This window comes from Salmonella sp. SAL04157 (assembly GCF_046551635.1).
In the GTDB taxonomy this organism is placed as follows: Bacteria; Pseudomonadota; Gammaproteobacteria; order Enterobacterales; family Enterobacteriaceae; genus Salmonella; species Salmonella enterica.
In genome coordinates this window covers 291,494-304,486 of the sequence record NZ_JBGDVS010000006.1, presented here as the reverse complement: position 1 = coordinate 304,486, position 12,993 = coordinate 291,494, and the positions used below count along the sequence as shown (strand labels likewise).

Genomic DNA, 12,993 nt, shown 5'->3' with positions numbered 1-12,993 from the left:
CTGTCTGATGGCGTTGAACTGATCCGGCCTGGCGATATTGACCATGGTGAATATCGCCAGGCCGGATAAGGTGCATGCACCGCCATCCGGCAAAACAATCACCTTAACCCGGTTTTTTGCTTCATTGCCGCCATCACCGCCGCTTTATTCGACAGATAATGATTCAGGCCGTTAGCGCGCAGATTACAGGCCGCGCAATGACCACAGCCATCGCCTTTAATGCCGTTATAGCAGGTCAGCGTCTCTTCGCGAACCAATTCCAGTTGGCCCCAATAATCGGCCAGTGCCCAGGTTTCAGCTTTATCAATCCACATTAAGGGCGTTTCGAAACGGATATCTTTCGCCATGCCCAGATTTACCGCGTGATTCAGCGCTTTGACGAACTCATCGCGGCAGTCTGGATAGCCGGAAAAATCGGTCTCGCAAACGCCGGTGATCACCGCTTCGGCTTTGACCTGATAAGCGTAAATCGCCGCCAGCGTCAGAAAGAGAATATTGCGTCCCGGTACGAAAGTATTGGGGATACCGTCAGCGTTTGGTTCATAGTCCGGCACCGGAATGCTATCCCGCGTCAGGCTGCTGACCGCCAGTTCGTTCAGCAAAGTGACATCCAGCACTTTATGCGCGCGTGCGCCAAGTTTTAACGCCAGCGCGCGCGCGACATCGATCTCTGCGCGGTGGCGCTGACCATAATCAAACGTGACACAATGCACTTCATCATACTGATGCCGCGCTTGCGCCAGACAAGTGGTGGAGTCCTGACCTCCACTAAATACAACAACGGCGCGTTTCATAGTTATCCTGATCAATGACGAAAACCAATATGGTAACGCGTACGGATAATCCCGACCAGCTTCTTCACGGCGAAGGCGGCGGAAGCCAGGCTTCGCTAAATTCAAACCAGCCGCGAGGGGTGAGTCGAACGCCGTTAACGCCCGGTGGGGCGCTGATGCGATAGTGATAATTAAACAGCGGCGTAAGTGTGGCGTCATCCATCAGGTTGGCAAAAACTTGTTGTAGCGCGGCGCGGCGATCTTTTTCATTGGGCTGAATTTGCAGAGCGTCAAGCGTAGCCTGCAGATGGGAAAACGCAGGCGCGTCCAGGACATGTGACCAGATCTGATCGCAACGTAGCCACTGCTCCAGCGTATATTCCGGCGCTTCGCCGATCAGCCTGTCGCCCATCATCAGATCCGCTTGCGCCAACGCAGGGCAGTTATCCCAGTTTTTGGCATTATGAAAAATCAATGTTAACTCACAGCCGAGCGTCGCCAGGTAATGTCGAAGCTGTTCCGCCATCGTATGCAGCTCTACGGGAAGGTGGTACGCCAGGGTAAGTTTTTTCGGCAATGGCGTTTCATCAACGTCCTGCCATTGCGGGATTGTCCAGCCGGGTAGCAGCCCCTGACTTGGCATAATCAAGTTCTCATCTACCGGCAAGGTTTTCAGCAGCGAAGTATGATGGATAATATGTATCAGACGCCGCGCCTGCTGTACGTTGAGCCGTGAGCCCTTTTTGAGGGTTAAATAGCAAAAACCCAGACTAATACCACTACTTACCTGACTCAGCGTCGCCAGCTCTTCCGGTTTGCCGATGGCAATCTGCACCGGATGGCGGCAACTGGTGCCCAGATCCTGGGCAAACAGTTGCGGGGTGATCCAGAATTCAATCGCTTTCAGCAGCGGATGGCTGAGGTGATAATGGTCATGACTTTCCAGACGCACCAGTTCCGGCGTGAACAACGCCAGGCGAAAAGGACCGGTGCCGATAAGCGGCAGGTCAGGATGCGCCAGACCGCTACAATAGCTCGCCAGACGATGCGCCAGCCAGTAATCAGGTCGGTGAAGGAGAAAGGTCAGGCACTGAGGATGCGTTACTTCGATCCGTGCGACGCTAATAAACAATTTGCTTAGCGCCGGTAGGGTAAGCAGCCTTTCCAGGCGTTCGTGTAGCTGCGCGGTGTCCACCGCATCGCCATTATGCCAGTGCAGCGTGGAGCGAATATAAAAATCCCAGCGTAAACCGTCGGCGGAAACCTCCCAGTGATGCGCCAAATCCCCGCAAGGATATTGGCTATCGCGGTCGAAGCGCGTTAACCCGGAAAAAACTTGCCCTGCGAGATGCTGTTCCGCGCGTCCTGGCAGGAAACCCGGCTGCAGCGGATCAAGCGGACGATAGTAGGGAATACGCAATGTCGGCGTATCGTTTTGCCATTGGCCGCCCATAAAAGGCTGGAGCATCGCCCGTAACTCGCCAGGCGCCAGCTGCGCCAGTTCCAGTACGTTGAGCTGCTGCCCTTTTTCCAGCGCCTGTTCCATCATGGCGGTGCGGAGCGATTCCGGCGTGACCAGAAACTGGAGCCGTCCACGTTTCCCGCGCCCGGACTGCGCCTCCCATCTTAGCCAACCCGCCTGCTGGGCCTGACGCAGCAGCGTTCGCAGATGGCGCTCGCTACAAAAACAGCGTTCGGCCAGTTCGCTAACGGTGACATGTTGCGTTTCCCCGGCGGAAGGCTGCCAGAGGCGTTGATATTGATTAAGCCGATTCAGTAGCCTCATAGAAACCCGGAACACTTCCTTTTATCTGTTCACTATTACTTCCGTATATCTCAGGTAATACTGAACAACAAGTTAACCGCGTCACAGTGTGGAGAAAGAGATGGCCCGTCTGGCAGCATTTGATATGGATGGCACGTTATTAATGCCCGATCACCATTTGGGTAGAGAAACGATCGCCACGCTGGCGCGTCTGCGCGAACGCGATATCACTCTGACATTCGCTACGGGTCGTCATGTGCTGGAGATGCGGCATATTCTGGGGACGCTTTCACTGGATGCTTATCTTATTACCGGTAACGGGACGCGAATTCACTCGCTGGAAGGCGACGTGCTGCATCGTCAGGATCTCGATCCTCAGGTTGCCGATACGGTGATGCATCATGCCTGGGATACCCGAGCCAGTATGCATGTGTTTAATGACAACGGCTGGTTTACAGGCCAGGAGATCCCCGCGCTACTCCAGGCGCACGTCTACAGCGGCTTTCGTTATCAGGTTATCAATATAAAAAGCATTCCGGCCCATCAGGTGACGAAGATCTGTTTTTGCGGCGATCATGACGATCTGATCCGTTTGCGCATTCAGCTCAATGAGGCGATGGAAGAACGCGCTCACCTCTGTTTCTCTGCCGTCGACTGCCTGGAAGTGCTACCGCTGGGGTGCAATAAAGGATCGGCGCTGGCGGTATTGAGCAATCATTTAGGGCTTTCACTGGCAGATTGCATGGCATTTGGCGACGCGATGAACGATCGGGAAATGCTGGGCAGCGTCGGGCGGGGGCTCATTATGGGCAATGCCATGCCGCAGCTTATCGCCGCGTTGCCACACCTTTCGGTTATCGGACATTGTGGTAATCAAGCGGTATCACACTTTTTGACGCATTGGCTGGACAATCCGCATCTACCTTATTCCCCCGAATGAGAGATCTCTTCCAGCAAGCCAGACATTCAGTCTGGCTTTTTTTTGGTGTCTAGTCGCCGGTAAGTAATTTTGCGATGGCCGCTGACCACGGCGTCAAATCGCCGATATGGTCGCTAACCCAGGACGGATGGTAATAGGTATCCAGATAGCGATCGCCGCTATCGCACAATAATGTCACGATAGCGCCGGTTTCTCCAGCCTCGCGCATCCGGGCCGCAAGCTGCAGCGCTCCCCACATATTCGTGCCGGTAGAGGCACCGACTTTACGGCCTAGCTGCGTTTCCAGCCAGTGTGCGGTGGCAACGCTGGCGGCGTCCGGCACGCGCAGCATCTCATCTACGACATCCGGAATAAAAGAAGGCTCTACTCGCGGACGACCAATTCCTTCAATTTTACTGCCCACCGGGCTGCGTAATGAAGCGTCGCGATCCTGCCAGTAAGGTAAAAAGACGGAATTTTCCGGATCCACCACCATGAGCTGAGTATCATAGCCCTGGCAGCGAATATAGCGCCCAATCGTCGCAGAGGTTCCGCCCGTTCCGGCGCTCATGACGATAAATCGCGGTACCGGATGGGGTTCGTTGCGCATCTGGCGGAAAATACTGTCGGCAATATTATTGTTGCCCCGCCAGTCGGTAGCTCGTTCTGCGTAGGTAAACTGGTCCATATAGTGACCGTTCAGTTCATGCGCCAGCCGCTCGGAGGCGGCATAAATTTCGCAGGCGCTCTCCACAAAATGACAGTGGCCGCCGTAAAATTGAATCTGTTCGATTTTACGTTTTGCGGTACAGGCGGGCATGACGGCGATGAACGGCAGTCCCAGTAAACGCGCGAACCAGGCTTCGGAAATCGCCGTTGAGCCTGATGACGCTTCAATAATCGGAGTGCCTTCTTTAATCCAGCCATTGCACAGCCCATAAAGGAACAGCGAGCGCGCCAGACGATGCTTGAGGCTACCGGTGGGATGCGTGCTTTCGTCTTTCAGGTAAAGCTGGATACCTGGAAATGCCGACAGGGGCAAACGAATAAGATGCGTATCCGCCGAGCGCTGGTGGTCAGCGTTAATTTCATTAATGGCATTTTTAACCCAATTGCTACTCATCATTAATATCCATTTATCATTTTGTGCCAAGAGTAGCGAAAAGTACGGAAAAAATTGTTGCTATTTGACCTTTAAATTACAATGTAAGGAGAAAAATATTCTCTATGGGGTGGGTATGTTAGATAAAATTGACCGTAAACTGCTTTGCTTATTGCAGCAGGACTGTACCCTCTCTTTGCAGGCGCTGGCGGATGCCGTTAATCTGACGACAACACCTTGCTGGAAGCGGCTTAAACGCCTGGAAGATGACGGTATCCTGCTTGGCAGGGTCGCGCTGCTGGACCCGGAAAAACTGGGGCTGGGATTAACCGCTTTTGTGTTGATAAAAACGCAGCACCACAGCAGTGAATGGTACTGTCGGTTCGTGACCGTCGTCTCTGAGATGCCGGAAGTGCTTGGCTTCTGGCGGATGGCGGGGGAATACGACTATCTGATGCGAGTTCAGGTGGCCGACATGAAGCGGTATGACGACTTCTATAAACGTCTGGTCAATAGCGTCCCAGGACTGTCAGACGTCACCTCCAGTTTTGCGATGGAACAGATTAAGTACACCACCTCTCTGCCCATTGAATAATTCTCCCGGTATTGCCGGAAATCATATCAGGAAATAACGCGTGCGATTATTTGCTCAATTAAGCTGGTACTTTCGCCGGGAATGGCGTCGCTATCTTGGCGCGGTGGCCCTGCTTATGCTTATTGCGATGCTTCAGCTAATCCCGCCCAAAGTGGTGGGGATTGTCGTGGATGGCGTAACCGCACAGCATTTTACTCCAGGCCGAATAGCGATGTGGATTGGCACCATTGCCCTGATCGCCGTAGTGGTCTATTTGTTGCGCTATGTCTGGCGCGTGCTGCTATTTGGCGCTTCTTATCAATTAGCCGTCGAACTGCGTGAAGATTATTATCGCCAGCTGAGTCGTCAGCATCCTGAATTTTATCAGCGCCATCGGACGGGCGATCTTATCGCGCGTGCGACGAATGATGTGGATCGCGTCGTATTTGCGGCGGGCGAGGGCGTTCTGACGCTGGTTGACTCGCTGGTAATGGGCTGCGCGGTACTGATTGTCATGTCGACGCAAATTAGCTGGCAGCTAACGCTATTAGCGCTGTTGCCGATGCCGATTATGGCGCTGATGATCAAACGTTACGGCGATCGGCTGCATGACTATTTCAAACTGGCGCAGGCCGCCTTCTCCAGCCTGAACGACCGCACGCAGGAGAGTCTGACCAGCATCCGCATGATCAAAGCGTTTGGTCTGGAGGACCGCCAGTCTTCGCTGTTTGCGGCGGATGCCGAAGATACCGGCAAGAAAAATATGCGCGTGGCGCGTATTGACGCGCGTTTTGATCCAACCATTTACATCGCCATTGGCATGGCGAACCTGCTCGCGATTAGCGGCGGAAGCTGGATGGTGGTTAACGGCAGCCTGACGCTGGGCGAACTCACCAGCTTTATGATGTATCTGGGGTTGATGATTTGGCCGATGCTGGCGCTGGCCTGGATGTTTAATATCGTGGAGCGGGGTAGCGCCGCTTACAGCCGCATCCGCGCCATGCTGGCGGAAGCGCCGGTAGTTAAGGATGGCGAAGAGCCGGTCCCGGCGGGGCGCGGCGAACTGACGGCGGCCATTCGTGAGTTTTGCTATCCGCAAACGACGCATCCGGCGCTGGAGAATGTGAACTTTCGTCTTAAACCGGGTCAGATGCTGGGGATATGCGGTCCGACCGGCGCGGGGAAAAGCACAATATTGTCGCTTATCCAGCGCCATTTTGATGTGACGCAGGGAGAGATCCGATTCCATGACATGCCGTTGACGCATCTGCAACTGGATAGCTGGCGTAGCCGACTGGCGGTCGTCAGCCAGACGCCGTTTTTGTTCTCGGACTCTATTGCCAATAATATTGCGCTCGGACGCCCGGAGGCGACTCAGGAGGAGATTGAACAGGTGGCGCGTTTAGCCAGCGTACATGAGGATATTCTCCGCTTGCCTCAGGGCTACGACACGCAGGTAGGTGAACGTGGCGTCATGTTATCGGGAGGGCAAAAACAGCGTATCTCGATTGCCAGAGCGCTACTGTTAAATGCGGAAATTCTGCTTCTCGATGATGCGCTTTCTGCAGTAGATGGCCGCACGGAGCATCAGATTTTGCATAATTTGCGCCAGTGGGGCGAAGGGCGTACGGTCATCATCAGCGCGCATCGTTTATCCGCGCTGACCGACGCCAATGAAATTATCGTTATGCAACATGGTCATGTTGTTCAGCGCGGCGATCACGATCAACTGGCGCAGCAGATTGGCTGGTATCGCGATATGTATCGCTATCAGCAACTGGAGGCCGCTCTGGATGACGCGCCGGAACGCGGCGAGGAGGCGGTGAATGCGTAGTTTTGGACAGCTATGGCCGACGCTGAAACGGTTGCTGGCGTATGGCTCGCCATGGCGAAAACCGCTCTCTGTCGCGGTGATGATGCTGTGGATTGCGGCAGCGGCGGAGGTTAGCGGTCCGCTGCTGATCAGCTATTTCATTGATAACATGGTGGCCCGCCACCATTTACCGTTGGGCAAGGTCGCGGGGCTGGCGGCCGCCTATGTGGGGCTACAATTTCTGGCGGCGGGTCTGCATTACGCCCAGTCTTTATTATTTAACCGGGCGGCCGTTGGCGTGGTTCAGTCCTTGCGCACGGACGTCATGGATGCCGCCTTGCGTCAGCCGCTAAGCGCCTTCGACACGCAGCCTGTCGGACAATTAATTTCACGCGTGACCAACGATACGGAAGTCATCCGCGATCTGTACGTCACGGTCGTCGCGACGGTATTACGTAGCGCGGCGTTGATCGGCGCCATGCTGGTCGCCATGTTCAGCCTTGACTGGCGGATGGCGCTGGTGGCGATTTTGATTTTTCCGGCGGTATTGACCGTGATGATCATTTATCAGCGCTACAGCACGCCGATTGTACGCCGCGTGCGGGCATACCTGGCGGATATTAACGACGGCTTTAACGAAATCATCAACGGGATGAGCGTAATCCAGCAGTTTCGCCAGCAGGCGCGCTTCGGCGAACGCATGGGCGAGGCCAGCCGCTCGCACTATATGGCGCGAATGCAGACGTTGCGCTTGGACGGCTTTTTGTTGCGCCCGCTGCTTAGCCTCTTTTCCGCGCTCATTTTGTGCGGTCTGTTGATGCTTTTCAGCTTTACGTCTGCCGGCACGATTGAGGTCGGGGTGCTGTATGCGTTCATTAGCTATTTGTCACGTCTGAACGAGCCGCTCATTGAACTGACCACCCAGCAATCCATGCTACAGCAGGCGGTTGTGGCGGGAGAGCGTGTTTTTGAACTGATGGATCGCCCGCGCCAGCGCTATGGCAGCGACGACAGGCCGTTACAAAGCGGGGCGATTGATATTGATCATCTGTCGTTTGCTTACCGCGACGATAATCTTGTTTTACAGGACATTACGCTATCAGTACCGTCCCGTAGCTTTGTGGCGCTGGTGGGGCACACCGGCAGCGGGAAGAGCACGCTCGCCAGCTTATTAATGGGGTACTACCCTCTGACGCAAGGCGAAATTCGGTTGGATGGGCGAGAGATCTCCTCTCTTAATCATCGCGTTTTACGCCAGGGCGTGGCGATGGTTCAACAGGACCCGGTAGTGATGGCGGATACCTTTCTGGCTAATGTGACGCTGGGGCGCGATGTCTCCGAGGCGCAGGTGTGGCAGGCGCTGGAAACGGTACAACTGGCAGACCTGGCGCGCGGCCTGAGCGACGGGCTGCATACGCATCTCGGCGAGCAGGGAAATACGTTGTCCGTCGGGCAAAAACAGCTATTGGCGCTGGCGCGCGTGCTGGTTGACGCCCCGCAAATATTAATTCTTGATGAAGCGACGGCCAGCATCGATTCCGGCACTGAGCAGGCGATACAGCAGGCGCTGGCGGCGATTCGCGAGCGCACCACGCTGGTGGTTATTGCCCATCGGCTATCGACAATCGTGGAGGCGGATACCATTCTGGTTCTCCATCGCGGCCAGGCGGTGGAGCGCGGGACGCATCAACAATTGCTGGCGGCGCAAGGGCGCTACTGGCAAATGTATCAATTACAGCTAGTTGGCGAGGAGTTAGCCGCCAGCGTACACGAAGAGCCCGGCCCTGCGGCGTAAGGTTTTGCGCCACAGGGCAAAACCTCGCCCATCATGCACCGTCGTGGTGCGTTTTTCTTTCCCTGCTTCGATTTTGGGGCGCGTCAATATAAAGACGCGCCGCTAACCGCGCTTTTCCTCGCTCGCCAGCTTCTGGCACATCCTTTGCAATATCCATTCTGAAGAGTCCATGCGCGGCGGCAGCCGTTACCTAATTCTGACTGGAGGGTTCTATGAAGCTGGTTACCGTGATTATCAAACCGTTCAAGCTGGAGGACGTGCGGGAGGCGCTTTCTTCCATTGGCATTCAGGGACTGACTGTCACCGAAGTGAAAGGGTTTGGCCGTCAGAAAGGACACGCCGAACTGTATCGCGGCGCGGAGTACAGCGTGAATTTCCTGCCGAAGGTCAAAATTGATGTGGCTATCGCCGACGACCAACTGGAAGAGGTGATCGATATCATCAGTAAAGCGGCTTACACCGGAAAAATTGGCGACGGCAAAATTTTCGTCGCGGAGCTCATGCGCGTTATTCGGATTCGTACCGGCGAAGCTGACGAAGCAGCGCTGTAAGACCCGCCACACAGCAACAGGAAATGAAAAAATGAAGATAGCGATGATAAAAACCACACTGGCTTCACTGGCGCTGCTGCCTGGGCTAACGATAGCCGCGCCGGCGGTTGCCGATAAAGCGGATAGTGCTTTTATGATGATTTGCACCGCGCTGGTGCTGTTCATGACGATACCGGGTATCGCGCTGTTTTACGGCGGATTAATTCGCGCTAAGAACGTGTTGTCAATGTTAACGCAAGTGACCGTCACCTTTGCGCTGGTCTGTATTTTATGGGTGGTGTACGGCTATTCGCTGGCTTTTGGCGAAGGGAATCATTTCTTCGGTAATGCTGATGGGGCGATGTTGAAGAATATCGCGTTGACGGCGGTAACGGGTACGATTTATCAATATATTCATGTCGCGTTTCAGGGATCTTTCGCCTGTATTACCGTCGGGCTGATTGTCGGCGCGCTGGCGGAGCGTATTCGTTTTTCGGCGGTACTGATTTTTGTCGTGGTGTGGTTCACGCTCTCTTATATCCCGATTGCGCACATGGTGTGGGGCGGCGGCCTGCTGGCTGCTCACGGCGCGCTGGATTTTGCCGGTGGTACGGTGGTGCATATTAACGCCGCAATCGCCGGGCTGGTGGGGGCTTATTTAATTGGCAAACGCGTCGGCTTTGGGAAAGAAGCATTTAAACCCCATAACCTGCCGATGGTCTTTACCGGTACTGCGATTCTGTATATCGGCTGGTTTGGATTTAACGCGGGTTCTGCTGGTAGCGCAAACGAGATAGCAGCGCTGGCCTTTGTGAACACCGTGGTGGCGACCGCCGCCGCGATTCTGGGGTGGATTATCGGCGAGTGGACGCTACGCGGTAAGCCTTCCCTGCTGGGAGCGTGTTCCGGCGCGATTGCCGGTCTGGTCGGCGTGACGCCAGCCTGTGGCTATGTTGGCGTTGGCGGCGCGCTGGTTATCGGCGTTATTGCGGGGCTGGCGGGATTGTGGGGAGTCACCATGCTTAAACGTCTGCTACGGGTAGATGATCCGTGCGACGTATTTGGCGTTCACGGCGTTTGCGGAATAGTCGGCTGTATCCTGACCGGCGTTTTTGCCGCCAGTTCGCTGGGCGGCGTTGGCTTTGTCGACGGCGTTACGATGGGACATCAGGTGATGGTACAGCTGGAAAGTATTGCTATTACGGTCGTCTGGTCCGGCGTTGTCGCGTTTGTTGGTTACAAACTGGCGGATATCTTTGTTGGACTGCGTGTACCGGAAGAGCAGGAGCGCGAGGGGCTGGATGTGAACAGTCACGGCGAGAATGCGTATAACGCGTGATTGCGCACCATGCCTGATGGCGCTGCGCTTACCCAGTCTACCGTAGGCCGGATAAGCGCAGCGTCATCAGGCCATTAACGCCGCATAGCGGCATGTTTTTTAATTGTGATTGCGCATTACCCCTTCCTGCACGGTTGAAGCGACCAACGCGCCATCCTGAGTATAAAACTCGCCGCGAACAAAGCCCCGGGCGCTGGAGGCGGAAGTGCTCTCCACGCTATAAAGTAGCCATTCATTAAAATTGAACGGACGATGGAACCACATAGAGTGATCGATAGTGGCGATCTGAATGCCCTTTTCCAGAAAACCGATGCCGTGAGGCTGAAGCGCGACGGGAAGGAAATTCAGATCCGAGGCGTATCCCAGTAAATATTGATGGACGCGAATGTCATCCGGAACGGTGCCGTTGGCGCGAATCCATACCTGACGCACAGGCGCGGCGACGTGACCTTTCAACGGATTGTGAAATTCGACGGGACGAATTTCCAGCGGGCGATCGCAGAGAAACTTTTCTTTCAGAATCGGCGGCAGTAAATGCGCCAGCGATTGCGCGATTTCCGTTTCTGACGGTAGTCCTTCCGGCCCGACTGCCGTCGGCATGGTTTTTTGATGTTCAAAACCCGGTTCCGGCGCCTGGAATGAGGCGGTCATATAAAAGATGGGTTTCCCGTTCTGAATAGCGGCAACGCGGCGGGCGCTGAAGCTGTTCCCATCGCGCAGCACTTCTACGTCATAGATAATGGGTTTTTGGCTGTCGCCTGGCCGCAGAAAATAACTGTGGAATGAATGCACCAGTCGCGCTTCCGGCACCGTTTCTTTGGCGGCATAGAGCGCCTGGCCCACCACCTGACCGCCAAATACCTGGCGCAGCCCTAAGTCTTCACTTTGGCCCCGAAAGAGTCCTTCTTCAATTTTTTCCAGATTCAATAATGTCAGCAAATTATTCAGTGTCTGACTCATACATACTCTCCAGGTGACAACGATGCCGAAGCGAGGTAGGGCAGAGTATAACGCAATTTTGCAAGTGGTCCGATGGGTACAAAAGTCTGAATAACAGACCAATTCCAGGCAAAAATGAGTGACATGTGCCACACTTAATCACGTTATGTTTCTGTTAACCACTCTTCCGGCGGGGGGAAAGGCCTGCTGGTGCATTGATGATAAGGAGAATTGAATGAAACTCGTGCACATCGTAAGTGGTTTAGCGGTTGCGATATCTCTGGCGGCCTGCGCTGATAAAAGCGCTGATATCCAGACGCCTGCGCCAAACCCTAACATGTCGATTACAGCTAACCAGTCTACTATTCAGCAACCCAATGTTTCCGGTACCGTCTGGATCCGCCAGAAGGTCGCTCTGCCGCCAGATGCGGTGCTGACCGTGACGCTTTCAGATGCTTCGCTGGCTGATGCGCCGTCTAAGGTGCTGTCGCAAAAAGCGGTACGTACCGAAGGTAAACAGGCGCCTTTCAGTTTTGTGTTGCCGTTTAACCCATCAGATATTCAACCTAACGCGCGTATTCTCCTGAGCGCGGCCATCACCGTTGACAATAAGCTGGTATTTATTACCGATAGCGTGAAACCGGTGATTAACAATGGCGGCACTAAAGCGGATCTGACGCTGGTACCGGTACAGCAAACGGCGGTGCCTGTGCAGGCCAGCGGTGGTGCGACGACGACGGTTCCATCGACTTCGCCGACCCAGGTCAATCCGTCTTCTGCCGTTCCTGCGCCTACCCAGTATTAATCCTGCGCCAACCCTCTCCGTTACGGAGAGGGTTAATATACCCAGCGATAGCGTTGTAAATCGATTTGTCCGCTTCCCGACACCACCACGCCTTCCGCCAGTAATGCCTGACGTTGCCGCTGTAGATCCGGCCCGGTAAGTGATATTGCGCCGTGGCGGTTCACCACCCGATGCCATGGTAAAGTGCTGCCTTCCGGCAGACGTTTTAACACTCCGCCGACCTGACGCGCCGCCCGAGGGGAACCGGCAAGCCGGGCGACATCACCGTAGGTCGTGACAAATCCTTCCGGGATCGAGGCGACGATTTGCCAGACGCGTTGAGGAAAAGTGTCCTGAATATCCATAATAGAATCCTGCGTTAATGCTTCAGGATAATCTGGAATAAGGGGGGAGGAAAGCCCGGATGCGCAAGAAACCAGCATCCGATGCCTGATGGGTTGCAATTGCACGATATAGCAGTGATAATGCGCCTGCGCGTTGATTCACAACGCTCTCAATGGGGGCTCTGTTGGTTCTCCCGCAACGCTACTCTGTTTACCAGGTCAGGTCCGGAAGGAAGCAGCCAAGGCAGATGACGCGTGTGCCGGGATGTAGCTGGCAGGGCCCCCACCCATTTGTGCTTCTCCACACTGTTTTTTT

General features: G+C 54.8%; 12 protein-coding genes and 1 other RNA gene. 8 read left to right on the top strand and 5 right to left on the bottom strand.

The features are described 5' to 3' along the window. Window positions 1-98 precede the first annotated feature (98 nt). Together queC and ACLJRE_RS15570 are read right to left on the bottom strand one after the other, a co-directional pair. Window positions 99-794 (bottom strand): 7-cyano-7-deazaguanine synthase QueC, encoded by a 696-nt coding sequence (queC, locus tag ACLJRE_RS15575; RefSeq protein ID WP_000817203.1) that lies wholly within the window; start codon window positions 792-794, stop codon window positions 99-101. Between the two features lie 64 nt (window positions 795-858). Then, window positions 859-2,559 (bottom strand): SgrR family transcriptional regulator, encoded by a 1,701-nt coding sequence (locus ACLJRE_RS15570; protein WP_001238163.1) that lies wholly within the window; start codon window positions 2,557-2,559, stop codon window positions 859-861. Window positions 2,560-2,659: 100 nt separating this feature from the next. Here ACLJRE_RS15570 and cof point away from each other — a divergent pair, with 100 nt between their 5' ends. Further along, window positions 2,660-3,478 carry an HMP-PP phosphatase gene (gene cof, locus ACLJRE_RS15565; RefSeq protein WP_000113033.1) on the top strand — a complete coding sequence of 273 codons (819 nt, stop codon included), beginning with the start codon at window positions 2,660-2,662 and terminating at the stop codon, window positions 3,476-3,478. A gap of 49 nt (window positions 3,479-3,527) precedes the next feature. On the opposite strand, the gene cdsH is transcribed toward cof, so the two are convergent. Next, window positions 3,528-4,583 carry a cysteine desulfhydrase gene (cdsH, locus tag ACLJRE_RS15560; protein WP_000987850.1) on the bottom strand — a complete coding sequence of 352 codons (1,056 nt, stop codon included), beginning with the start codon at window positions 4,581-4,583 and terminating at the stop codon, window positions 3,528-3,530. 112 nt (window positions 4,584-4,695) lie between these two features. Here cdsH and decR point away from each other — a divergent pair, with 112 nt between their 5' ends. The 5 genes from decR (at window position 4,696) to amtB (ending at window position 10,610) form a co-directional block, all read left to right on the top strand. Next, window positions 4,696-5,154, top strand: coding sequence for a DNA-binding transcriptional regulator DecR (gene decR / locus ACLJRE_RS15555; protein ID WP_000884593.1), 459 nt, complete (start codon window positions 4,696-4,698; stop codon window positions 5,152-5,154). Window positions 5,155-5,194: 40 nt separating this feature from the next. Continuing rightward, window positions 5,195-6,967 carry a SmdA family multidrug ABC transporter permease/ATP-binding protein gene (locus ACLJRE_RS15550; RefSeq protein ID WP_001235560.1) on the top strand — a complete coding sequence of 591 codons (1,773 nt, stop codon included), beginning with the start codon at window positions 5,195-5,197 and terminating at the stop codon, window positions 6,965-6,967. Then, complete coding sequence (locus ACLJRE_RS15545) at window positions 6,960-8,741, top strand: SmdB family multidrug efflux ABC transporter permease/ATP-binding protein (protein WP_001256074.1); 1,782 nt, start codon at window positions 6,960-6,962, stop codon at window positions 8,739-8,741. Before ACLJRE_RS15550 ends, ACLJRE_RS15545 begins: the two co-directional genes overlap by 8 nt. Window positions 8,742-8,953: 212 nt before the next feature. Then, the gene (glnK, locus tag ACLJRE_RS15540; protein WP_000780341.1) at window positions 8,954-9,292 is read left to right on the top strand and encodes a P-II family nitrogen regulator; all 339 of its coding nucleotides are present in this window, start codon (window positions 8,954-8,956) and stop codon (window positions 9,290-9,292) included. Window positions 9,293-9,323: 31 nt separating this feature from the next. Continuing rightward, window positions 9,324-10,610: an ammonium transporter AmtB gene (gene amtB / locus ACLJRE_RS15535; RefSeq protein WP_023212899.1), complete on the top strand. Its 1,287-nt coding sequence runs from the start codon at window positions 9,324-9,326 to the stop codon at window positions 10,608-10,610. A 99-nt stretch (window positions 10,611-10,709) separates the two neighbouring features. Here the strand turns inward: amtB and tesB are convergent, their stop codons facing one another. Next, window positions 10,710-11,570, bottom strand: a complete 861-nt coding sequence (gene tesB / locus ACLJRE_RS15530) for an acyl-CoA thioesterase II (protein ID WP_000084176.1) — start codon at window positions 11,568-11,570, stop codon at window positions 10,710-10,712. A gap of 214 nt (window positions 11,571-11,784) precedes the next feature. Here tesB and ACLJRE_RS15525 point away from each other — a divergent pair, with 214 nt between their 5' ends. Beyond that, window positions 11,785-12,354, top strand: coding sequence for a YbaY family lipoprotein (locus ACLJRE_RS15525; protein ID WP_000779802.1), 570 nt, complete (start codon window positions 11,785-11,787; stop codon window positions 12,352-12,354). Window positions 12,355-12,386: 32 nt separating this feature from the next. Here the strand turns inward: ACLJRE_RS15525 and ACLJRE_RS15520 are convergent, their stop codons facing one another. Further along, window positions 12,387-12,776, bottom strand: a complete 390-nt coding sequence (locus tag ACLJRE_RS15520) for an MGMT family protein (RefSeq protein WP_000961285.1) — start codon at window positions 12,774-12,776, stop codon at window positions 12,387-12,389. Between the two features lie 84 nt (window positions 12,777-12,860). Between ACLJRE_RS15520 and ffs the strand changes: the two genes are divergently transcribed. Beyond that, window positions 12,861-12,957, top strand: an RNA gene (gene ffs, locus ACLJRE_RS15515) — signal recognition particle sRNA small type. Window positions 12,958-12,993: the final 36 nt, after the last annotated feature.